The organism is Loktanella sp. SALINAS62 (assembly GCF_018263905.1).
Classification (GTDB): Bacteria; Pseudomonadota; Alphaproteobacteria; order Rhodobacterales; family Rhodobacteraceae; genus Loktanella.
The window spans coordinates 124,479-145,829 of record NZ_JAAFZU010000028.1 but is presented as its reverse complement, the minus strand read 5'-3'; the positions used below and the strand labels follow the sequence as shown (position 1 = coordinate 145,829).

The 21,351-nt window shown below is 59.5% G+C and carries 27 protein-coding genes and 2 tRNA genes; 13 read left to right on the top strand and 16 right to left on the bottom strand.

The window, feature by feature from the left end:
* Nucleotides 1-3: 3 nt before the first annotated feature.
* Entirely contained in the window at nt 4-1,086 is a 1,083-nt protein-coding gene (locus GZH79_RS10925; protein WP_211643877.1) for a PA0069 family radical SAM protein, read from the bottom strand.
* 145 nt (nt 1,087-1,231) lie between these two features.
* Here GZH79_RS10925 and GZH79_RS10920 point away from each other — a divergent pair, with 145 nt between their 5' ends.
* The 3 genes from GZH79_RS10920 (at nt 1,232) to GZH79_RS10910 (ending at nt 2,798) form a co-directional block, all read left to right on the top strand.
* A complete protein-coding gene (locus tag GZH79_RS10920; RefSeq protein WP_211643809.1) occupies nt 1,232-1,933 on the top strand; it encodes a B12-binding domain-containing protein in 702 nt (233 codons plus the stop codon).
* An 83-nt stretch (nt 1,934-2,016) separates the two neighbouring features.
* Complete coding sequence (locus GZH79_RS10915) at nt 2,017-2,172, top strand: hypothetical protein (protein WP_211643881.1); 156 nt, start codon at nt 2,017-2,019, stop codon at nt 2,170-2,172.
* Nucleotides 2,169-2,798, top strand: coding sequence for a DUF1638 domain-containing protein (locus GZH79_RS10910; protein ID WP_211643876.1), 630 nt, complete (start codon nt 2,169-2,171; stop codon nt 2,796-2,798). The genes GZH79_RS10915 and GZH79_RS10910 overlap by 4 nt, the downstream gene beginning before the upstream one ends.
* On the opposite strand, the gene GZH79_RS10905 is transcribed toward GZH79_RS10910, so the two are convergent.
* The 4 genes from GZH79_RS10905 to purM form a co-directional block, all read right to left on the bottom strand.
* Nucleotides 2,799-3,203 carry a SufE family protein gene (locus GZH79_RS10905; protein WP_211643808.1) on the bottom strand — a complete coding sequence of 135 codons (405 nt, stop codon included), beginning with the start codon at nt 3,201-3,203 and terminating at the stop codon, nt 2,799-2,801. It lies immediately after the preceding gene.
* Between the two features lie 50 nt (nt 3,204-3,253).
* The gene (rnd, locus tag GZH79_RS10900) at nt 3,254-4,411 is read right to left on the bottom strand and encodes a ribonuclease D (RefSeq protein ID WP_211643807.1); all 1,158 of its coding nucleotides are present in this window, start codon (nt 4,409-4,411) and stop codon (nt 3,254-3,256) included.
* Between the two features lie 82 nt (nt 4,412-4,493).
* Nucleotides 4,494-5,090 carry a phosphoribosylglycinamide formyltransferase gene (gene purN, locus GZH79_RS10895; protein ID WP_211643806.1) on the bottom strand — a complete coding sequence of 199 codons (597 nt, stop codon included), beginning with the start codon at nt 5,088-5,090 and terminating at the stop codon, nt 4,494-4,496.
* Complete coding sequence (gene purM, locus GZH79_RS10890; protein WP_211643805.1) at nt 5,087-6,127, bottom strand: phosphoribosylformylglycinamidine cyclo-ligase; 1,041 nt, start codon at nt 6,125-6,127, stop codon at nt 5,087-5,089. Before purM ends, purN begins: the two co-directional genes overlap by 4 nt.
* A gap of 135 nt (nt 6,128-6,262) precedes the next feature.
* Here purM and GZH79_RS10885 point away from each other — a divergent pair, with 135 nt between their 5' ends.
* Nucleotides 6,263-6,541: a hypothetical protein gene (locus tag GZH79_RS10885; RefSeq protein ID WP_211643804.1), complete on the top strand. Its 279-nt coding sequence runs from the start codon at nt 6,263-6,265 to the stop codon at nt 6,539-6,541.
* 40 nt (nt 6,542-6,581) lie between these two features.
* Nucleotides 6,582-6,658: transfer RNA gene (locus GZH79_RS10880), tRNA-Ile, on the top strand.
* Nucleotides 6,659-6,731: 73 nt separating this feature from the next.
* On the opposite strand, the gene GZH79_RS10875 is transcribed toward GZH79_RS10880, so the two are convergent.
* The 10 genes from GZH79_RS10875 to GZH79_RS10830 form a co-directional block, all read right to left on the bottom strand.
* Nucleotides 6,732-6,808 (bottom strand) — tRNA-Arg (locus GZH79_RS10875).
* 45 nt (nt 6,809-6,853) lie between these two features.
* Entirely contained in the window at nt 6,854-8,074 is a 1,221-nt protein-coding gene (locus GZH79_RS10870; protein WP_211643803.1) for a cysteine desulfurase, read from the bottom strand.
* A complete protein-coding gene (locus tag GZH79_RS10865) occupies nt 8,074-8,643 on the bottom strand; it encodes a Yip1 family protein (RefSeq protein ID WP_211643802.1) in 570 nt (189 codons plus the stop codon). The genes GZH79_RS10870 and GZH79_RS10865 overlap by 1 nt, the downstream gene beginning before the upstream one ends.
* Nucleotides 8,640-9,137, bottom strand: coding sequence for a YIP1 family protein (locus GZH79_RS10860; protein WP_211643801.1), 498 nt, complete (start codon nt 9,135-9,137; stop codon nt 8,640-8,642). The genes GZH79_RS10865 and GZH79_RS10860 overlap by 4 nt, the downstream gene beginning before the upstream one ends.
* Nucleotides 9,137-10,417 (bottom strand): SufD family Fe-S cluster assembly protein, encoded by a 1,281-nt coding sequence (locus GZH79_RS10855; protein WP_211643800.1) that lies wholly within the window; start codon nt 10,415-10,417, stop codon nt 9,137-9,139. Before GZH79_RS10855 ends, GZH79_RS10860 begins: the two co-directional genes overlap by 1 nt.
* Complete coding sequence (gene sufC, locus GZH79_RS10850) at nt 10,417-11,172, bottom strand: Fe-S cluster assembly ATPase SufC (protein WP_211643799.1); 756 nt, start codon at nt 11,170-11,172, stop codon at nt 10,417-10,419. Before sufC ends, GZH79_RS10855 begins: the two co-directional genes overlap by 1 nt.
* A 41-nt stretch (nt 11,173-11,213) precedes the next feature.
* Complete coding sequence (locus GZH79_RS10845) at nt 11,214-11,528, bottom strand: heavy metal-binding domain-containing protein (protein ID WP_211643798.1); 315 nt, start codon at nt 11,526-11,528, stop codon at nt 11,214-11,216.
* Complete coding sequence (sufB, locus tag GZH79_RS10840) at nt 11,525-13,048, bottom strand: Fe-S cluster assembly protein SufB (protein WP_211643797.1); 1,524 nt, start codon at nt 13,046-13,048, stop codon at nt 11,525-11,527. Before sufB ends, GZH79_RS10845 begins: the two co-directional genes overlap by 4 nt.
* A gap of 21 nt (nt 13,049-13,069) precedes the next feature.
* Entirely contained in the window at nt 13,070-14,104 is a 1,035-nt protein-coding gene (locus GZH79_RS10835) for an aminotransferase class V-fold PLP-dependent enzyme (RefSeq protein ID WP_211643796.1), read from the bottom strand.
* Between the two features lie 48 nt (nt 14,105-14,152).
* Nucleotides 14,153-14,614: an Rrf2 family transcriptional regulator gene (locus GZH79_RS10830; RefSeq protein WP_211643795.1), complete on the bottom strand. Its 462-nt coding sequence runs from the start codon at nt 14,612-14,614 to the stop codon at nt 14,153-14,155.
* A 163-nt stretch (nt 14,615-14,777) separates the two neighbouring features.
* Here GZH79_RS10830 and GZH79_RS10825 point away from each other — a divergent pair, with 163 nt between their 5' ends.
* The 7 genes from GZH79_RS10825 to GZH79_RS10795 all read left to right on the top strand — a co-directional run bounded on the left by GZH79_RS10825 (nt 14,778) and on the right by GZH79_RS10795 (nt 19,781).
* Nucleotides 14,778-15,431 (top strand): alpha/beta hydrolase, encoded by a 654-nt coding sequence (locus GZH79_RS10825; RefSeq protein ID WP_211643794.1) that lies wholly within the window; start codon nt 14,778-14,780, stop codon nt 15,429-15,431.
* A complete protein-coding gene (locus GZH79_RS10820) occupies nt 15,431-15,652 on the top strand; it encodes a hypothetical protein (RefSeq protein WP_211643793.1) in 222 nt (73 codons plus the stop codon). Before GZH79_RS10825 ends, GZH79_RS10820 begins: the two co-directional genes overlap by 1 nt.
* A gap of 66 nt (nt 15,653-15,718) precedes the next feature.
* The gene (locus tag GZH79_RS10815; RefSeq protein WP_211643792.1) at nt 15,719-16,591 is read left to right on the top strand and encodes a type II CAAX endopeptidase family protein; all 873 of its coding nucleotides are present in this window, start codon (nt 15,719-15,721) and stop codon (nt 16,589-16,591) included.
* Nucleotides 16,592-16,663: 72 nt separating this feature from the next.
* The gene (locus GZH79_RS10810) at nt 16,664-18,853 is read left to right on the top strand and encodes a DEAD/DEAH box helicase (RefSeq protein WP_211643875.1); all 2,190 of its coding nucleotides are present in this window, start codon (nt 16,664-16,666) and stop codon (nt 18,851-18,853) included.
* 126 nt (nt 18,854-18,979) lie between these two features.
* Nucleotides 18,980-19,126, top strand: a complete 147-nt coding sequence (locus GZH79_RS10805) for a hypothetical protein (protein WP_211643791.1) — start codon at nt 18,980-18,982, stop codon at nt 19,124-19,126.
* Between the two features lie 101 nt (nt 19,127-19,227).
* Nucleotides 19,228-19,404: a YqaE/Pmp3 family membrane protein gene (locus GZH79_RS10800; RefSeq protein WP_211643790.1), complete on the top strand. Its 177-nt coding sequence runs from the start codon at nt 19,228-19,230 to the stop codon at nt 19,402-19,404.
* Complete coding sequence (locus GZH79_RS10795) at nt 19,401-19,781, top strand: DUF4112 domain-containing protein (RefSeq protein WP_211643789.1); 381 nt, start codon at nt 19,401-19,403, stop codon at nt 19,779-19,781. The genes GZH79_RS10800 and GZH79_RS10795 overlap by 4 nt, the downstream gene beginning before the upstream one ends.
* Nucleotides 19,782-19,813: 32 nt before the next feature.
* On the opposite strand, the gene ndk is transcribed toward GZH79_RS10795, so the two are convergent.
* Nucleotides 19,814-20,236, bottom strand: a complete 423-nt coding sequence (ndk, locus tag GZH79_RS10790; RefSeq protein WP_211643788.1) for a nucleoside-diphosphate kinase — start codon at nt 20,234-20,236, stop codon at nt 19,814-19,816.
* A 146-nt stretch (nt 20,237-20,382) separates the two neighbouring features.
* Between ndk and GZH79_RS10785 the strand changes: the two genes are divergently transcribed.
* On the top strand, nt 20,383-21,351 hold a 969-nt coding region (locus GZH79_RS10785), incomplete at its 3' end, for a sodium:alanine symporter family protein (protein WP_249219115.1).

Below are 21,351 nucleotides of genomic sequence, written 5' to 3'. Positions count from 1 at the left end.
GGATCAATCGAACAGCGACATCTGATCGCCGGGCTTTGGCGGCACCTTGAACAGGTCCGTGCGTAGCGGCGACAGCTTGCGGTCCAGCCCCAGCCGCTTTGCGGCCAGATCGAACCGCTGTTTCATCAGCCGGGCCCATTCGCCCTGCCCCGTCATCCGCTTGCCGAATTCGGGGTCGTATTCCTTGCCGCCGTGCAATTCACGCACCCGTGCCATGACGCGGGCAGCGCGGTCAGGGTACGCCTGTGACAGCCATTCACGAAACAGGCCCGCGACCTCGCGCGGCAGGCGCAGCACGATGGACGACGCGGCGACCGCACCCGCGTCGGCTGCAGCGGTCAGAATCTTTTCCAGCTCGTGGTCGGTCAGCGCAGGCACGATGGGCGACACCATCACGCGCACATCGATCCCGGCATCCGTAAGCTGGCGGATGGCCCGCAGCCGCGCCGCAGGATGCGGCACGCGTGGTTCCATCGCGCGGCTGGTCGCGGGGTCAAGCGTCGTAATGGATATGCCGACCCGCACCAGCCCCTTGGCCGCCATAGGTGCCAGGATGTCGATGTCGCGGGCGATCAGCGCACCCTTGGTGACGATCCCGACCGGATGATTGAAATCCGACAGCACGTGCAGGATTTGCCGCATGATCCGGCGGTCACGTTCTATCGGCTGATAGGGGTCGGTGTTGGTCCCGATGGCGATCGTTTTCGGCACATAGGACGCGGCTGACAATTCCCGACGCAGCAGGTCAGGTGCGTCGGGGCGGGCGATCAGACGGGTTTCAAAATCCAGCCCCGGCGACAGGCCAAGATAGGCATGACTGGGCCGCGCAAAGCAATAAATGCAACCATGTTCGCAACCGCGATACGGATTGATCGACCGGTCAAAACCGATGTCGGGCGATGTATTACGCGTGATGACGCGGCGCGGGCGTTCGTCGGCAACAGTCGTGCGCAATACGGGCGGCGCATCATCCGACGGCCAGCCGTCGTCGATGGCCTGCGTCGCCAGACGGTCAAACCGATTGTCCGGGTTGGTCAGCGCCGCCCGTCCGGGCGTGCGAAACGGCAAAGGTACGGCATCATCCATGCGGCAAATATAGAACATAAAGGGAACAGCCGCAATCACGTCGGCGCGACCCTGTGATGTGTCGTTATTCGCCACGTGACACGCCCCCACCTGCCGCATAGAGTTCCGGAAACGCTCAACTTCTTGTGCACAAGGGCCAGCCAATATGTCCGACGACGACGAAATCATCCTCTCAGACCTGAACGACGAAGACCTTGTCGCCCAGATGTTCGACGACCTTTATGACGGCATGAAGGAAGAAATTGAGGAAGGCGTGCGAATCCTGCTGGATCGCGGGTGGCAGCCTTATGAAATCCTGACCAATGCACTGGTCGGCGGCATGACCATCGTGGGTGCCGATTTCCGCGACGGTATCCTGTTCGTGCCAGAGGTGCTGCTGGCCGCCAACGCGATGAAGGGTGGCATGGCCATCCTGAAACCGCTTCTGGCCGAAACCGGGGCACCGCGCGTCGGCAAGATGGTCATCGGCACAGTCAAGGGCGACATCCACGACATCGGCAAGAACCTTGTCGGCATGATGATGGAAGGTGCCGGGTTCGAAGTGGTCGATCTGGGTATCAACAACGCGGTCGAAACCTATCTGGAAGCGCTGGAAACCGAAGGTCCGGACATTCTGGGCATGTCGGCCCTGCTGACAACCACAATGCCCTATATGAAGGTCGTGATCGATACGATGATCGAAAAAGGTCTGCGTGATGATTACATCGTTCTGGTCGGTGGCGCGCCCCTGAACGAAGAATTTGGCAAAGCCATTGGTGCCGACGCTTACTGCCGTGACGCGGCTGTGGCCGTCGAAACTGCAAAGACATTCATGGCCCGTAAGCACAATCAAGCCGCCGCGCACTGATCTGCTTTTGGTTGTGGCGAACATTGGGTAGACAGGTGTTGGGAATGCCGTCAGGCTATCGTTGTTACCTGTGGAATTATGCCATGCCTATCCAACTGTTCGCCCTTCTGATTGCAGTCGTCATCGCCCTGTCGGTGCTGACGGTTTGGATCGCGAACTTCTCGGTCGGTTGGGCGCTGATGCCAGCACTCGCAACGGTGGGTCTGGTGTTGACAGTGCTGACACGCCTTCCGCGCTGACCTTGCGTGACCGCGATCTGACCAATGATGGCCTCGCGCCCTTGGGGCACGGGCGGGTCTTGTTGCTTGCCTGCGGTGCCCTGGCGCATGAAATCGTGGCCCTGAAACGATTGAACGGCTGGGACCATCTCGATCTGCAATGTCTGCCTGCAATCTGGCATAATCATCCAGAACGTATTGTGCCTGCCGTCCGTGATATCGTTGCGGACAAACGCGATGCCTACGACCGAATCCTGGTCGTTTATGCCGATTGCGGCACAGGTGGACAGTTGCAGGCCGCTTGCGACGATTTGGGCGTCAGCATGATACCCGGCCCCCATTGCTATAGTTTTTTCGAAGGCAACAACCGATTTGCCGCGCACGCGGATGAAATCACGGCGTTTTATCTGACGGATTTCCTGACCCGGCAATTCGACGCTTTCGTGTGGAAACCGCTGGGTTTGGACCGCCACCCCGAACTTCTGGATATGTATTTCGGACATTACGAAACGCTGGTCTATTTGGCACAGACCAATGCGCCGGATCTGACCGACCGGGCCCGAATGATCGCAGATCGTATGGGGCTGACGTTTGAACGTCGGTTTAGCGGATATGGCGATCTGGCAGACGCGTTGGCAAACGCCTGATCAGGCGCCGCCGGTCGCCTGAATCCGTTCCACCATCGCGCGCAGCCCGTTCGACCGCTGTGCCGACAGGTGATCATTCAGACCCAGACGTTCCAGTTCAGCGCGCGCATTGATCCGGGGCACGTCACCCATCGGCACACCGTCATACAAGGTGCCAAGCACCGCAATCAGACCGCGGACGATCATCGCGTCGCTGTCACCCCGAAAATGATAGGTTCCGGCCTGCGGCGCGGGCACCAGCCAGACCTGACTAGCGCAGCCATCAACCTTGGTGGCGGGAACTTTCAGCGCGTCTTCCAACGGCGGCATCGCTTTGCCCATGTCGATCACGTGACGATACCGGTCTTCCCAGTCGTCCAGAAATTCAAACGTATCAACAAGCTCTTCGAATGCGGCAGTGGCCATGACGTACTCCTGTGTGTCATCCCACATCTAGGGACGATGACACAAAACGTCTAGCGGGGCACCGTAATCACACGCGCACCATCGACCGCCAAAGCGACCTTGCCTTCGGTCAACAGGATGGCGTCGCGGCCAAACACCTCTTTGCGCCAGCCTTTCAGTGCGTCCATATCGCGCTGCCCGGCGGCCAGTGCGTCCAGATCGGCGGATGACGCGATCAGCTTTTGTGCCACATCGGTTTCTTCGGATTTCGCCTTGAGCAGCACCCGCAGCATGTCTGCAATCGCAGGATTGACCTGTAGTTTGTCCGCACCGCCCGGCACTTTTGGCAACCGATCCTGCGGCACGGCCTGCCCCCTGCGCACAGCGTCAAGGATTCCCTGAGCAATGTCGCCCTTGCGGGCTTCGCGTTGCAGCAGACGGGACCGGGACAGATCGTTGTCGTCCGCTGGTTTGGTGGATGCCAGTTCGACCAGCGCGTCGTCCTTGTAGACCCGGTTGCGCGGGATATCCCGCATCTGGGCATAGGTTTCGCGGAATTTGGCCAGTTCGCGCACGATCGCCAGAAACCGGCCTGACGTGGTGCGGGTCTTGATCCGTTTCCACGCCGTTTCGGGATCGGACGTATAGGTCGCCGGATCGTTCAGAACGGCCATTTCTTCCTGCACCCATTTTTGCCGACCGGTGCTGCGCAGACGTTCGGACAGCACTTCGTAGATGTCGCGCAGATAGGTCACATCCCCCAAAGCGTATGTTTTCTGTGCATCTGTCAGCGGACGCCGCGACCAGTCGGTAAACCGACTGGATTTGTCCAACGGTGCCTTTGCAATCTTGCGGACCAGTGTTTCGTATCCGGCTTGGTCGCCATAGCCGCAGACCATTGCCGCGACCTGCGTGTCGAACAACGGCGATGGAATCACCTGCGCATCGACCCAAAAGATTTCCAGATCCTGACGCGCGGCGTGAAATACCTTTACCACGCCTTCGTCACGGAACAGATCATACAGCGGTTCCAGCGACAGCCCATCTGCCAGTGGGTCGACAAGCACGGCGTCGTCGCCGTTTTCATCGCGGTAAGCCAGCTGCACGAGGCACAGTTTCGAATAATAGGTCCGTTCGCGCAGAAATTCCGTATCAACCGTCACATAAGGGCGCTTTGCCGCTTCGGTACAGAATGCGGCAAGGTCTGTCGTCGTTGTGATGGTCTGCATGTCGCCTCGGCATGATATTGGCCTTGCGGCACAAAAATTGTTGCCCCTGCCTACGGGATCGTCAACGATTCGGAAAGTACGCTCAATCGCGGGCGTCGATCAGCACCGGTGTCGGGTCGTCGGTCAGGAACCGGCGCAACACTGCGGGATAAAGCCTGTGTTCCAGCGGCAGCAGACGTTCAGCCAGACTTGCCGCGCTATCGTCCGCGCGGACCGACAGCCGCGCCTGCCCCAGCACTGGCCCATCGTCCAGATCGCCGGTCACAAGATGCACGCTGGCCCCGTGTTCTGTATCGCCCGCTTCGAGCGCGCGGGCATGGGTGTGCAACCCTTTGTATTTGGGCAAAAGCGACGGATGGATGTTCAGCATCCGCCCCTGCCAGCGATGCGTGAATTCAGATGTCAGGATCCGCATGAAACCCGCAAGACAGATCACGTCGATTTTTGCAGCGGTCAGTTCGGCGTTGATCGCATCCTCGAACGACAGACGCCCGACATGGTCGCGGTGATCGACAACAGCCGTCGGAATGCGCAGCGCGCTGGCTTTTAACAGCCCGCCCGCCTGCGGCACGTTGGACAGCACCAGTTTGGGGCGACCGGGGTGATCGCCCGTCATGTCACGGGCCAGCGCCACCATATTCGATCCCCCGCCAGAGATCAGCAGCGCGACATTTTTCATGCAAGCGTCCCGGCATAGCGCACGCCGGCACCTTCCGTGACATGCCCCAGACGGTGCACCCGTTCGCCTGCCTCTGTCAGCAAGGCTGTCAGGGCATCCGCGCAGTCGGCATCAACCACCAGCACCATGCCGATTCCGGCATTGAACGTCTTGAGCATTTCTGCGGTTTCGATTTTGCCGGTGCGGGACAGCCATTCGAAAACAGGCGAAAGCGGCCACGCGCCCAGTTCGATATCCACCCCCAGATCATCCGGCAGCACGCGCGGCAGGTTTTCTGTCAGCCCGCCGCCTGTGATATGGGCCAGCGCATGCACGCCGCCCGCCCGGATCGCGGCAAGGGCCGGTTTTACATACAGCCGCGTCGGCGCCAGCAGCGCCTCGCCTAGCGTGCCGGTGCCGAACGGGCTGTCGTCAGACCAGCTTAGCCCCGCGTGATCGACGATCCGGCGCACCAGCGAATACCCGTTGGAATGCACGCCATCACTGGCCAGCCCCAGCAAAACATCGCCCTGCGCGACGCCAGCGGGCAGATCGGCACCGCGTTCCATTGCACCCACGCTGAAACCCGCCAGATCAAAATCGCCGCCGTGGTACATGCCCGGCATCTCGGCCGTCTCGCCGCCGATCAGGGCACAGCCTGCCAGCGCGCAGCCCTCGGCGATGCCTGCGATGATGCGGGTTGCAGCGTCCAGTTCCAGCTTGCCGGTCGCAAAATAATCCAGAAAAAACAGCGGCTCCGCACCTTGGCAAACAAGGTCATTGACGCACATGGCCACCAGATCGATCCCGATGGTGTCGACATGGCCTGTGTCGATGGCGATCCGCAGCTTTGTGCCGACACCATCGGTCGCCGCCACAAGGATGGGATCATTGTAGCCTGCAGCCTTGAGATCGAACAGCGCGCCAAAGCCGCCCAGCCCCGCCATGGACCCCGCGCGTTGCGTCCGCTTTGCCGCTGGTTTGATGCGTTCCACCAACGCATTGCCTGCATCGATATCGACCCCTGCCTGTGCATAGGTCAGCCCGTTCTTGGTCATGTCTGGTCCCCGATCCGCTTTGTCCGCGAGGTAAACCAAGACGCGTCCCTGTGCAATGTAGCAACACCACTGCAATGATCGGCGAGTTGTTGCCGAATTTAGGAAACTTTTAGCGCACTAGGACGTTTCTCAGACATGATGACACGTACAATGACATATATTGCAGCGGCATTTGCCGTTTCCGCCCTGCCCGCGATGGCAGAGGTCATACCGCTTGTGCCAACCGATGGCACGCTGGATGGACCGTATGTGGACGCGCCAAAGCAGGCGTCTTTTTCAGACGCACCTTTGACGCAAGCTGACATTGCCGTCCTGGCCGACCTGGACGGCAACCCCGACGTGTTCAGCGCATCAGAAAATGAAATGATCACGCTGCTGACAGAAATCCTGATCACACAACCCATCGACAACTGATGCTTGACCGCGTGCGCTGAATGACTATTCAGACCACAGCGGGCCTGTAGCTCAATTGGTTAGAGCAGAGCGCTCATAACGCTTTGGTTGCGGGTTCAAGTCCTGCCGGGCCTACCAAATTTCCGCAAATACCAACAACAGACGTCAGCCCGTTACGGGCCAAAAACGCTGCGTGTCTGTTTGGTATAGATGGTGGTCCGTGCTGGATTCGAACCAGCGGCCTCTGCCTTCGGAGGGCAGCGCTCTATCCAGCTGAGCTAACGGACCGTTGTTGCCGCTATAGCGCCGCGCACCCGGCCCCGCAACGGCAAATCAGGCAAAAAGTTCGTGGCACAATTCCAACGCGTCGACCAGCACGTCGACTTCTGCCCGGGTGTTGTACACACCAAAGGACGCGCGGCAGGTCGCGGGCACGCCCAGATGATCCATCAACGGCATGGCGCAATGAGATCCTGCGCGCACAGCCACGCCTTTTTTGTCCAGCACCGTCGAGATATCGTGCGCATGGGCCGCACCTTCGATCTTGAACGAAAAGATCGCGGCCTTGCCGGGCGCATTGCCCTGCACCTGCAGCCAGTTCAATCCGCGCAAACGGTCCTGCGCATAGTGGCACAGATCGGATTCGTGGCGCGCTATATTGTCCATGCCCACGTCCATCATCCACTCTAACGCCACGCCCAGCCCGATGGTTTGGACGATTCCGGGCGTGCCGGCTTCGAACATCATGGGCGGATCGTTGTAGGTCACGGTGTCGCGCGCGACCTCGCGGATCATGTCGCCGCCCCCCAGAAACGGGCGCATTTCCTTCATCCGGTCGGGATGCACCCAGATCGCCCCGGACCCCGACGGACCATACAGCTTGTGACCCGTGATCGCATAAAAATCGCAGCCGATATCCTGCACGTCGACCTTCATGTGAACGGCAGCCTGTGAGCCATCGATCAGGACGGGAACGCCTTTTTCATGGGCACCCGCGCAGATGGATTTCACATCAACGACTGTACCCAACACATTGGAAAGATGCGTGATTGCCACAAGCTTTGTTTTCGGACCGATCGCATCAAGCACAGCTTGCGGGTCCAGCACGCCATCGGCATCGCAATCGACCCACTTGATCACGACACCCTGCCGTTCGCGCAAAAAATGCCACGGCACGATATTGGCGTGATGTTCCATGATCGACAGCACGATTTCATCGCCGGGCTGCAAACGCGGTGCGGCCCAGCCATAGGACACCATATTGATGCCTTCGGTCGTGCCTGAATTCAGGATGATGTCATCTTCGGACCCAGCGTTCAAAAATCGCGCGATCACGCCGCGTACGGATTCGTACCGGTCTGTCGCCAGATTGGACAGAAAATGCAGGCCACGATGAACGTTGGCGTATTCTTCGGCATAGCCGCGTGTCACCGCGTCGATAACGATCTGCGGTTTCTGTGCGGATGCGCCGTTATCCAGATATACCAGTGGCTTGCCGTTCACCTGCCGGGACAGGATCGGGAACTGCGCGCGTATTGCGTCGACGTCGAACATCAGATGGATCCCCCTTGGACCCCGACGCCAATCAGCGTCAGAAAAATTGCGATGCCAAAGGAAAATCCAACGACTCCTAAGGCGACGGTGCCCAAAGACTTCAGCAGGCTGTCAAAACCGTGCAGCACATTCACGAAATGCAGCAACGCGAACAACAGCCATGCCATGCCGATCAGGGCAAGAAGACCGGACACCGGTGGCAGCACCAGTAGAAACACTGTCTGCACGGCCTGGATAACCAATCCGATGCCCTGCCACCATGCGACCAACAGTACCGTCTGATCCAGCCGCCCCGTTCCACCCAGCATGCGGCCGGTCAAATAGATCGCAAAAATCAGTACCGTCAGCGACGACATCAGCACGATCGACAACACAAAGGGTGTCATCACATCAGCCGCGACAGCGCCCATGCTGATCAATCCACCGACAGACACAAGCAGCGTGCTGACAATGGACACCAGCACGATCATCGACCAGACCGTGCCGCGTGACAGTGTGTATCGCATCAGCATCCGCGACACGTCCGCTGGGTTGAAAAGCGACCACTTGATGAATTCCGTTGATGTCACTTTTCAGCCTCGCGCAGGGTTTGCAGCCACAGATAACCAAAGCCGATCAGCCATGCTGCGCCGACAAATTGCGTGCCGGACACCGGCCCCAGAAAACCGGCCATCAGTCCATACAGCAACAGCAGAGGCACACTGGACAAAAGCGACCAGAACAACGCCAGCCGCGCGGAATAGAAACTGCCAGCACCACCCAGAACCTTTGCGATCAGATGGCTGAGGGCCGCCAGACCATACAAGGCCAGCGGCCAGACCATGAGCCATGCAAAAAGCTCGTATGTCATCAGTTGTGACAGGTCCGGCGGTTCGGTGCCCGGCGCGATTTCAAACCCTGCGGCCCGCCGCGTCAGCCGCGGCCACTGCGCGATGAAAACCAAAAGACAGAACACGATCAGATAGGCAACCGCGCGATCCTCTCGCTTGCCTTGGTCCAGCAGCTCTCGCATGACGCGGCGCGGCGCGCGCCACGTGCGCAGAATATCGGTCGTGACGGCCATCAGCCTGCGTGGCGATCCAGCCAACCGGCCAGCCGGTCGCGCAGATCGTCAGCCAATGCGTCGTCTTCGATTTCTTCTAGTGCTTCAGCCAGAAACGCCAGTGTCAGCAGGTTCGTCGCCTGCTTTTCCGGCACACCGCGCGAGCGCAGGTAGAACAACGCCTCGTCGGAAATCGCGCCAGATGTGGACCCGTGCGAACAGGCCACATCGTCGGCATAGATTTCCAATTCCGGCTTGGCCAGAAACTGGCTGTCGCCGTCCAGCAGCAAGGACTGGCTGATCTGGTAGCCATCTGTTTTCTGCGCGCCTTGCTTCACAAGGATCTTGCCTTGGAACACGCCGACTGCACCGTTGCGCAGCACCTTTTTGAACACCTGACGGGATTCGCATCCAACGGCGTCATGTGTGATGAAAATCGTGTCGTCATGGACAAAATTGTCACCGTCACCGACGCAGGCACCCGCCACATGGGCAATCGCATCGTCGCCCAGAATCTCGATCACGCAATCGTTGCGCGTCAGGATGCCGTTCAACGACAGGGTAAAGGATTTGAACGTCGATTCAGCACCGATGCGGGCAAAGGTATGGGTGTTCATCCGGCGCTGGTGGTCGCGGCCTTGCTGTCGGACGTGATGGAATGTGCCACCATCCGCAACCGACACTTCGGTCACTGTCGACAGGCGCGCCGCAGCCGATCCTGTTTCCAGCAATGTGACCTGCGCGCCGGTTTCGACGCGGATGACATGGTGCAGCACCACGTCGGCATCATCCGACGAACGGCGATATCGCAGGCAAACGGGGCGCGCCACGTTTCCGGTGGCCCGGATCAGCACGCCGTCTGTGGCTGTGGCGGTGTTCAGCGCAGCCAAGGGACGTTCCACGGGGGTCTGGCCCGCCGTTTCCAACGCACCATACAGATCGCGCGCCCAATGCAGGTCTTGCGCATCGGCAAGGCGCGAAATCTCGATCCCTTCGCCAGCCAGATCGTCGGACGCATCCGCATCGAACACACCGTCCACGAACACCAGCGTCAGCGCGCCGGAACCGGAAAACAGTGCATCGTCGTCGTCCAACACGTCAGCGGGTGCCGCATCGACAGCGACCAATGCGGAAGGGTCGGTAAATTTCCAGTATTCATCGCGCCGATGTGGCAGACCCATTGCAGCGGTGCGGTCCATCGCATCCGTCCGCGCCGCGCGCGCCCATGCGGGCCCGTCCGGCACATTGACAGCGCCTAGTCGCGCGTCGGTCGCGTCCTGTTTGGGTTTTGGCAAAGCCATCAGTCAGCCTCCGCCAGCAAGTCGGCGTAACCGTTGTTTTCAACTTCCAGTGCCAATTCCGGGCCACCCGATTTGATGATGCGGCCATTGGACATGATGTGGACCACGTCCGGTTTGATATGGTCCAGCAGGCGCTGGTAGTGCGTGATGACCAGAAAGGCGCGACCTTCGGACCGCAGCGCGTTCACACCGTCCGCGACCAGTTTCATCGCATCGACATCAAGACCAGAGTCGGTCTCGTCGAGGATGCACATTTTCGGTTCCAGCATCGCCATTTGCAGGATTTCGTTGCGCTTTTTCTCGCCGCCGGAAAAACCGACGTTGACGGGACGTTTCAGCATTTCTGCGTCGATCTTCAGATCCTTGGCGCGCGCGCGTACTTCTTTCAGAAACTCACCCGCTGTCAGTTCGTCCTGGCCGCGCGCCTTGCGCTGTGCGTTCACGGCGGTCCGCAAGAATGTCATATTACCGACGCCGGGGATTTCGACCGGATATTGGAACGCCAGAAACAGGCCGGCGGCGGCGCGTTCTTCGGGTTCCATGTCCAGCAGATCGGCACCGTCAAGCGTCGCTGTGCCGCCCATGACCTTGTACCCGTCCTTGCCGGACAGAACATAGGACAGGGTGGATTTGCCGGACCCGTTCGGACCCATGATCGCATGGACTTCACCTGCGTTCACTTCCAAATCGACACCCTTCAGGATGGATTTGTCTTCTTCTTCAAGATCGACCTTCAGGCCTTTGATATTCAGCATATTTTCTTCCTTTTCGTAAGGCGCTGCACGCCCTGTCATTTCTAGCTCAGCGACACGGCCGTCCCGGACACCGACACCATCAACATACTGTCGCCGACAACTTCGTAATCCAGATCGACACCGACCACGGCATCGGCCCCCTTGGCGCGGGCTTCATCTTCAAGTTCGCGCATTGCGATGTCGCGCGCGTGCTTCAGCTTGTTTTCATATGATCCTGATCTTCCGCCAATCACGTCGGTGACAGAGGCAAAGAAATCACGGACGAAATTTGCGCCCATGATCGCTTCGCCCACAATCAACCCGTGATAGGCGGTGATCGTCCGGCCCTCTATGGTCGGGGTCGTGGTGACGATCATCCGACAGACCCTTCGAGTGAAATCGCCACCAGCGCCTGTGCTTCCATGGCAAATTCCATCGGCAAGGCTTGCAGCACTTCCTTGCAGAACCCGTTCACGACCAAAGCAACCGCCTCTTCTTCGTCCATCCCGCGCGAGCGGCAATAGAACAGCTGATCGTCGTCCACCTTGGATGTGGTCGCTTCGTGTTCCACCCGGCTCGAGTTGTTCTTGACCTCGATATAGGGAACCGTGTGCGCGCCGCATTGCGACCCGATCAACAGACTGTCGCACTGGGTATAGTTGCGCGACTCCTTGGCCTTGGGATGCATCGACACCAGCCCGCGATAGGTGTTTTGCGCATGGCCCGCGCTGATCCCCTTGGACACGATGCGCGACTTGGTGCGCTTGCCCAAATGGACCATCTTCGTCCCGGTGTCGGCCTGCTGATAGTTGTTGGCGATGGCGATGGAATAGAATTCGCCTTGGCTGTCGTTGCCGCGCAGGATGCAGGACGGATATTTCCACGTCACGGCAGAACCGGTTTCGACCTGTGTCCACATGACTTTGGACCGGTCACCGCGGCAATCCGCCCGCTTCGTCACAAAGTTATAGATGCCGCCCTTGCCGTTCTCATCACCGGGATACCAGTTCTGGACGGTGGAATATTTCACTTCGGCGTCTTCTTCGATGATGATTTCCACAACCGCCGCGTGAAGCTGGGCCACGTCGCGTTTGGGTGCGGTGCAGCCTTCAAGATAGCTGACGTAGCTGCCTTTGTCCGCGATGATCAGCGTGCGTTCGAACTGGCCGGTGTTCTCGGCGTTGATCCGGAAATAGGTCGACAGTTCCATCGGGCAGCGCACACCGGGCGGCACGTAGACGAAAGACCCGTCCGAAAAGACAGCCGAATTCAGCGTGGCATAGAAATTGTCCGACGGCGGCACGACGGTGCCAAGGTATTTCTTGACCAGTTCGGGATGTTCGCGGATCGCTTCGGAAATCGAACAAAAGATTACGCCGGCCTTTTTCAGCTCTGCCTGAAAGGTCGTCCCGACGGACACGGAATCGAACACCGCATCCACAGCGACCTTGCGTTCGGGCAGTTCGTTTTCGGCACCTTCGACACCGGCCAGAATGGCCTGCTCTTTCAGCGGGATACCCAGTTTTTTGTAGGTCTCCAGAAGCTTGGGATCGACCTCGTCCAGCGACTTGGGTTTCACTTCCATGCTTTTGGGACGCGCATAGTAATACAGGTCCTGAAAATCGATATCGGCCAGCTTCAGCATCGCCCAGTTCGGCACGCGCATGGTTTCCCAGCGTTCAAAGGCCGACAGACGCCAATCGGTCATCCAATCGGGTTCTTCGTTCTTGCTGGAAATCAGTTTGACGATATCGGGATTTACGCCCTTGGGCGCGTATTCCATTTCGATGTCGTCGTCGTTCCAGCCGTATTTATACGCACCAGAGAGCTGGGCCACCGCATCGACGGTTTCCTGATCGACACCTTCCTTGACCTCGACTTGATCCAAAGCAGTCATATCTTTACCTCTCTTGCGGCGTCACGCCGCTTGCATTCGTTTGACCTTGGCGCCCCATGCATCTGCAAAGCGCAAGACCGTGTCCTGTGTCGTATCGGCCCCCAAAGAGACCCGCAGCGCGCAGGCTGCGTCGTTGTCCGCGAAACCCAGCGACTGAAGCACCCGGCTGGATTTGACCTTGCCGCTGGAACAGGCCGACCCGGCCGATACGGCAAAGCCTGCCAAATCCATCGTCATCACCTGCGTTTCGCCCTTCCAGCCGGGCGTGACAAAGCAACTGGTATTCGGCAGCCGCGCACGGTCATTCCCTACAAAAATAGTCTGCGAAGACGCCGCCGCAATGGCCTTTTCTAGAATATTTCTAAGTTCCGCAACCCGCTGCCAGACACCATTGGTCAATTCGACCTGTGCGGCCGTCGCCGCAGCAGCCATGCCTGCGATGGCAATCACGTTTTCAGTGCCGGACCGGCGGCCCATTTCCTGACCGCCCCCTTTGATCTGCGCGGCGATATCGGAACCTTTTGGCACGATCAGCGCCCCCACACCCTTGGGGCCACCGAATTTATGCGCAGACAAAAACACCTGTCCCACGCGGGACCAGCCATAGGCAAATGGCACGCGCCCAAAGGCCTGTGTGATGTCGCTGACCGCCAAACCCTGCGGCAAATCCTGCAAAATTCCGGTTTCGGAATTGGCAAGCTGAATGGTGGATATCGCGGGGTCGTCGGTCAGGACTGCACCGTCTGTCACAGTCAGCGACACGTCGCACCATGCGCGCACCGCTTCGTGTTCGATACCTGCACACCGCAGATTGCGTCCAGCCATCGCCAGTGCCGCGGCCTCTGTCGATCCTGACACGAACACGATATCGGCGTTTGTCGCGCCGACGGCGTCGGCGATCTGGGCGCGCGCACGTTCCACCAGCCCCTTGGCCGCACGGCCTTCGGCATGGACCGACGACGGGTTGCCCACCACGTCCATCGCGGCCACCATCGCGGCCCGCGCTTCGGGGCGCAGTGGCGTCGTCGCGTTATGATCCAGATAGCTGCGTGTCATGGCTTCTTTTGGCTGGGCTATGCAAAACTTGTATTCTGACTGGCGGCGTCAGGCTTCGTCGACGACCTCGAACAGGGCGGGAACGGCCGGACAGGGTGCCATGGCATTGCCCACCACATCCGACAGGCGGGTTTGGTGCAAAAACACATAGACATGGGCGCTTAGCCCTTCCCATAACCGATTGGTCAGGGATTGCGCACGACTGCCAGAGGCCCCGCCAGACGCGCCTGCCCCCTTGTGCATCGCACTGACGGTTTCATCCACGGCACCCAGAATATCAGAGACGCGGATGTCCGATGCCGCGCGTGCAAGACGGTAACCGCCACCCGGCCCACGTACCGATTCCACCAATTCCGCCCGCCGCAATTTTACGAACAACTGTTCGAGGTAAGGCAAAGAGATATCCTGACGTTTGGAAATTTCCGTCAGGTTAATAAGCGTCCCCTGCGGCTGGAGTGCCAGATCGGCAAGCGCGACCATTGCATAGCGGCCCTTGGTGCTTAGCTTCATAAAATCTCCCGACCGACCCAAAAGTCGCAAATTCATTGACGAAAAGGTGTAGCCTGATTAGGTCACGTCAACCCACGTGGCCCCATGGCCATGGATTTAGAATAGTTCTAAGGTGGTGCGGGACCAACGTCAAGCGCCCCCTCCCAACGCAGCAAAGGCCAAGATGCCCGAAGTCATTTTCCCCGGACCCGAAGGTCGCCTCGAAGGCCGTTATCACCCCCAAAAAGACCGTGACGCCCCCATTGCCATCGTTTTGCATCCGCACCCGCAGTTCGGCGGCACGATGAACAACAAGGTCGTCTATAACCTGCACTACGCTTTTTATCAGATGGGGTTCACCGTTTTGCGGTTCAACTTCCGCGGTGTCGGGCGCAGCCAAGGCGAATACGACCAAGGCATCGGAGAGTTGTCTGACGCCGCATCTGCGCTGGATTACCTGCAATCGATGAATTCCAATGCGAAACATTGCTGGGTCGCTGGATTCAGCTTTGGCGCGTGGATCGGGATGCAACTGTTGATGCGTCGGCCGGAAATCACCGGTTTTATCAGCGTCAGCCCACCTGCGAATATGTACGACTTCAGCTTTCTGGCACCCTGCCCGTCTTCTGGCTTGGTCATCAACGGGGCAGCCGACCGTGTGGCACCGCCCGCCGATACGGTCAATCTGGTCAACAAGCTTCATGACCAGAAAGGGATCACCGTCACCCACGAAGTCGTCGAGGGTGCGGGCCATTTCTTTGAAGATCCGCATATGGACCCGATGATTGAAAGCGTGCAGACTTATGTGCGCCGTCGTTTGACGGAAAATACGCGCTGATGGCATCTTATGTCGAAGAGGTCGCCAACGAGTTGGCGGCCAAAGCGCTGGCGGACGAGGCGCGCACCGGTGACATCAAGATCGTCGATCAGGTTGCGGAAATTCTGGGGGCGTCATCCCAGACGCTGCAAGAAAGCTATATGACGTTCATCCGGGTGCGACGCGCTGAAAAACGTGCGCGCGACCTGCTGGCCACCCGCGAAGCGCGCGACACCGCGTAACACTTGTGGTGTGGCCCACCCGGCCACACCTAAGGTGCGCGGTCCCGTAACGTCGGAGAAATTTCAGTGTCACGATTGTCCGGCCTATGTGACCGCAACCGATTCCGGTCTGCCTGGGCCGCGCTTGCGATTCTGTCCGCGATCCTGATTGCCCCCGTTTTGTTGCAGGACAACGCGGACCGCACGGATGGCACCGGACAGCTTGATCTGACGGCGAACGCCGTGACGGTGCTGTTCCAATGGGGCTATGCCGGATTGGTTGTGTTTACGGTCTGGCTGATGGGCTGGCTGCGATCATCCAGTCTGATTGGGCGTTCGGACCCTGCGGGTCTGCGTCTGTTTTCTTGGTTCCTCGTGCCGCTGGGTCTGTTTTATCTGGCGATCCTGTCAGCGGCGGTGCGCTTTCCTGCCGACGCCGATGTCATTCCCACCCTGATCTGGACGCTTTTGTTTGCCATGGGCATCGGCGTGAGCGAAGAGGTGATGTTTCGCGGGATCCTGATGCATGGTCTGCGGGCACGCTACAGCGCAGGCCGGGCGCTGTTGATCTGTTCCGCCGTGTTTTCGGTGGCCCATGTCGCCAATACCCTATCGGGCCAGTCGGCAATTTTGACACTGAACCAGGTGGCTTTTACATTTGCATTCGGGGCGCTGCTGGGGGCCATCACGTTGCAGACCGCATCGTTGTGGCCCGCGATCGTGTTGCACGGGTTGTGGAACACGGTCGCGCTGTCCGCCATGCAGATCGAAGACCCGATGCAGGCATCCGATCCGGCCACTGCCGCACCGCTCGGCCCGGTCATCACTTGGGGCAGCACCGCGACATTTGCGGCGTTTGTGGCGGGTGTCGGTTGGCTGGCGCTGGTCGTTTTCCGGCGTTGGCGGGTCCGCACAGCGACGGCGGGCCGCCGCCCGCCACCACTGCCCACACGCGAATGACACTATACAACAGCAACAGAGGGGCGTAGGGCGCGCCCAACCGCCGACCGAAAGACAGCACCCATGACCGATATGATCCCGACCCTGGCCCGCGCCCTGGCGCAACAAGGCTATGACAGCCTGACCCCCGTGCAAGAGGCGGTCACAGACCCCACGCTTGTCGACGATGATCTTTTGGTCAGCGCACAGACCGGATCGGGCAAGACCGTTGGTTTTGGCCTGGCCATCGGCCCGACCATTCTGGCAGAGGACGGCACATTCGGCCCAGCCGGACGTCCGCTGGCGTTGATCGTGGCCCCGACCCGCGAACTGGCGATGCAGGTGAAACGCGAATTGACGTGGCTTTATGCACCCACCGGCGCCGTGCTGGCATCCTGCGTGGGTGGCATGGATGTGCGCGACGAACGCCGCGCACTGGATCGCGGCGCGCATATCGTCGTGGCCACACCGGGCCGGCTGCGCGATCACATCACGCGCGGCAACATCGACCTGTCGGACACCCGCGCCATTGTACTGGACGAAGCTGACGAAATGCTGGACCTTGGTTTTAAGGAAGATCTGGAATTCATTCTGGGCGAAGCGCCTGCCACACGCCGGACGTTGATGTTTTCGGCAACCGTGCCGCCGATGATCGAACGGCTGGCAAAGGATTACCAGACCGATGCGAAACGCATCGTGACGGCATCCAAGGAAAAGCAGCATTCCGACATCGAATACCGCGCTTTGAGCGTGGCACAGCACGACGCCGACAATGCCATCATCAACCTGCTGCGGTTCTACGAGGCGCCCAACGCCATCGTATTCGCCAACACGCGCGCAATGGTCACCCGCCTGACGACACGCTTGTCGAACCGCGGGTTTGCCGTTGTTGCACTGTCGGGCGAGCTGTCGCAACAGGAACGCAGCCATGCGCTGCAAGCGATGCGCGATGGGCGTGCGCGCGTCTGCGTGGCGACCGACGTTGCTGCACGCGGCATCGACCTGCCGAATCTGGAACTGGTCATCCACGCGGAACTGCCGACCAATGCCGAAATTCTGCTGCACCGGTCGGGGCGTACAGGCCGCGCGGGCCGCAAGGGTGTCAGCGCCATGATCGTGCCGCCCAAGATGCTGCGCCGCGCGCAAAACCTGCTGAACTGGGGCAAGCTGAACGCCGAATGGGCCAAGGCTCCTTCGGCGGACGAAATCCTGCAAAAGGACGAAGAACGCCTGCTGGCCGACGAAATCTGGTCCGAAACCTTTACCGAAGCTGAAACCGCATTTGCCGCGCGCCTGCTGGAATTGCATTCTGCCGACCAGATCGCCGCCGCCTATCTGCGTCTGTATCAGGGTCGCCAATCCGCCCCCGAAGACCTAAGCGAAGCACCGACACCCGGTGCGCCGCGCGCTGACCGTCCCCCGCGCGAACCCAAAGAAGCCTTTGGCCCGTCAAAATGGTTCCGCGTCAATGTGGGCCGCGACCAAAAGGCCGAAGCGCGCTGGCTGCTGCCGATGCTGTGCAAGGCGGGCGACATCACGAAAAAGGAAATCGGCGCGATTCGCATTCAATCCGATGAAACCTTTGTGGAAATTTCGGAACCCGCAGTTGCAGGATTCCTGAAATCGGTCGGGTCCGACATGAGTCTGGAAAATCAGGCAAAGCTGGAACCGGTCGATGGTGTGCCAAACCTGGGCAGCCGTGGCCCGCGCCCGTCAAAGCGTGATCATGACGCGTCGCCGCAAGACAGCAAACCGCGCGCAGACAAACCGCGTTATGACAAACCGCGTGACAGCGCGACACCGCCGCCATCGCGGCAGGAAGACGTGGCCGCCATCGCACCGCGTAAACCCCGCGCAAAACCTGAACGCCGCGATTATGACGGCGCGGTCACCCCGGCCAAGCCACGCGCAAAAGCCGTCTGGAAAGACAAGGGATCGTCAGACGCCCCGGCCAAAAAACCCTATGCCCCCAAAGGCGACGGCAAGCCGTATCAGGGCAAATCCGACGGCAAACCGGGCTACAAAGGCAAGTCAGAAGGCGCTGGATACAAAGGCAAATCCGATGGCAAACCCGGCTACAAGGGCAAGTCAGAGGGCGGCGCGGGCTACAAAGGCAAATCCGATGGAGCCGGTTTCAAAGGCAAGTCTGGCCCTGCTGGACCAAAACCCAAACCCAGTGCGTCTGATACGTCGAAACGATTCACGCCGCCGGGTGGCAAGCCTGCCGGCCCACGCAAGGGCGGTGCTGCGCCGCTGAAACGGTCGGGCCCAAAGAAGAAATAGGACCGAATCGACACAGTATTTGCATAAACCGCAGTCATCCGAACACTGAACCCTAATTTAATTTGGTTTTGCGGTTTTCTTCGCGCAGGCTTTGCGTGGGGGAGACAGCGACCGAAAGAGACCATCATGGCGACCCAACTGAACACCCCCCTGAAGAACACGACCGAAAAACCGCAATCCCATCAAAAAGAAACAAGCGTCATCAAGCGCGTGGCCACGCAGGCAGGGTCCGCGACGGTGACCTATACATTTCAGGATTTTGCCAGCATCTGACCGCGTTGGTCAGCCGTCTGGCTGGGCTGTTCATATGGGTCTGATCGGGAACCAAAGCCACGCTCGCGCATTGGTGAGGTGACACCGAAAAGGAGACCCCTATGGACCTTGTCCGCATTATTCTGTCTATTATCCTGCCGCCGCTTGGCGTGTTTATGCAGGTCGGCATTGGCAAGCATTTCTGGATCAATATCGTCTTGACGATTCTGGGATACATCCCCGGTATCGTGCATGCGATCTGGATCATTGCACGTACGCCGGACAAATCATCGCTATGACGGATCACGAAACCCGGCTTCAAAGACTTGAAAAGATGTCTGTGCAGTTGGATTCGGCGTTTCGCATTCCGGTGATCGGCATGCGGGTCGGCTGGGATGCGATCATCGGCCTGATCCCAGGAATCGGTGACACGCTGATGATGGTCCCGGCCCTGATGATCATTGCCGAAGCCAAACGTTTGGGCGCTGCATCGCATGTTGTGGCGCGCATGGGTCTGAACACAGCCATGGACGTGCTGATCGGGTCGATCCCGATCGTCGGCGATCTGTTCGACGCCCGGTTCAAGGCCAACCGGCGCAACGTCGCGATCTTGCGCGCGCATCTTTACGAAAAAGGGACCGTGCCGCATCGGCACAGTCCCCTTCAAACGGCATGAATTGGCGGACCTTCGGGTCCGCCTTTGTCGTATCAGCCGACCAGTTCAAGACCAGAGAAGAAAAACGAGATTTCTTCTTTTGCGGTTTCCGGTGCATCAGACCCGTGGACAGAATTTTCACCGACGGATTCCGCGAACTCCGCGCGGATCGTGCCGGGGGCTGCGTCTGCGGGGTTAGTCGCGCCCATGACTTCGCGGTTTTTCGCAATGGCGCCTTCGCCTTCCAGCACCTGCACGACGACCGGGCCGGATGCCATGAACTCGGTCAGCTCGCCAAAGAACGGACGTTCGGCGTGGACTTCGTAGAATTTGCCTGCTTCGGCCTGGCTCAGGTGGATGCGCTTGGATGCGATGACGCGCAGGCCAGCGTCTTCGAACTTGGCGACGATCTTGCCGGTCAGGTTCCGCTTGGTCGCGTCGGGTTTGATGATGGACAGTGTGCGTTCAACAGCCATGATAGCCTCTTTCAAAATGGTTTGCGTTTGTGACGGCGCACTAGCACGCGACCGGCAGACTGAAAAGCGCGCAATCGCGTACGCTTGCTCCGCCTTGGCCCTGCCCTAGGTCAATAATCACAAACCGTTTACCAAGGGGTGCCAGCATGACGCTACTCGTCGATTTCCTTAACAATGTCCTGTGGGGCTACGTTCTGGTCTATGGTCTGCTGGGGGTCGGAGTGTTTTTCACGATCCGTCTGGGGTTTATCCAGTTCAGGCATTTCCCCGAATATTTCCGCGTCATCATCGGGTCCAACAACACATCTGCCGAAGGCATCTCTCCGTTACAGGCGTTGACGATCTCGTTGGCCAGCCGGGTCGGTACGGGCAATCTGGCGGGCGTCGCGGTCGCCATCTATCTGGGCGGTCCGGGTGCGATATTCTGGATGTGGATGGTGGCCCTTGTGGGCATGGCCACAGCCTATGCCGAAAGCACGCTGGCCCAGCTTTACAAGGTCCGCAACGCTGACAGCCAGTATCGGGGCGGACCTGCGTTCTACATGGCCAACGGGGTCGGCAGCCGCGCCATGGGCTATGCGTTTTCCGTCTGTCTGATCCTGTCGTTCGGGCTGATCTTTTCCGCAGTCCAGTCCAATTCGATATCGGAATCAATGACCGAAGCGTTCAACATCCCCGGTATCGTCACGGGGTTGGTTATCGCGGGCCTTGCCGGAATCGTCATTTTTGGTGGCATCCGGTCCATCGCGCGGGTCGCCGAAAAAATCGTGCCCGCCATGGCCGGTATTTATCTGCTGGTGGCGCTTTACGTGCTGGTCATCAACATCACCGAAGTGCCCGCAATGCTGGCGTTGATCGTCCAATCAGCATTCGGGTTCGAACAGGCGGCGGGCGGGTTCACCGGCGGTCTGATGGCCGCCCTGATGAACGGCGTAAAACGCGGATTGTTCAGTAACGAGGCCGGGATGGGGTCCGCCCCCAACATCGCGGCAACTGCGGTGCCTGACCCGCACCACCCGTCCAGTCAGGGGCTGGTGCAAGGTCTGGGCGTGTTCATCGACACGCTGGTGATCTGCACTGCGACCGCGCTGATGATCCTGCTGTCCGGGGCCGTG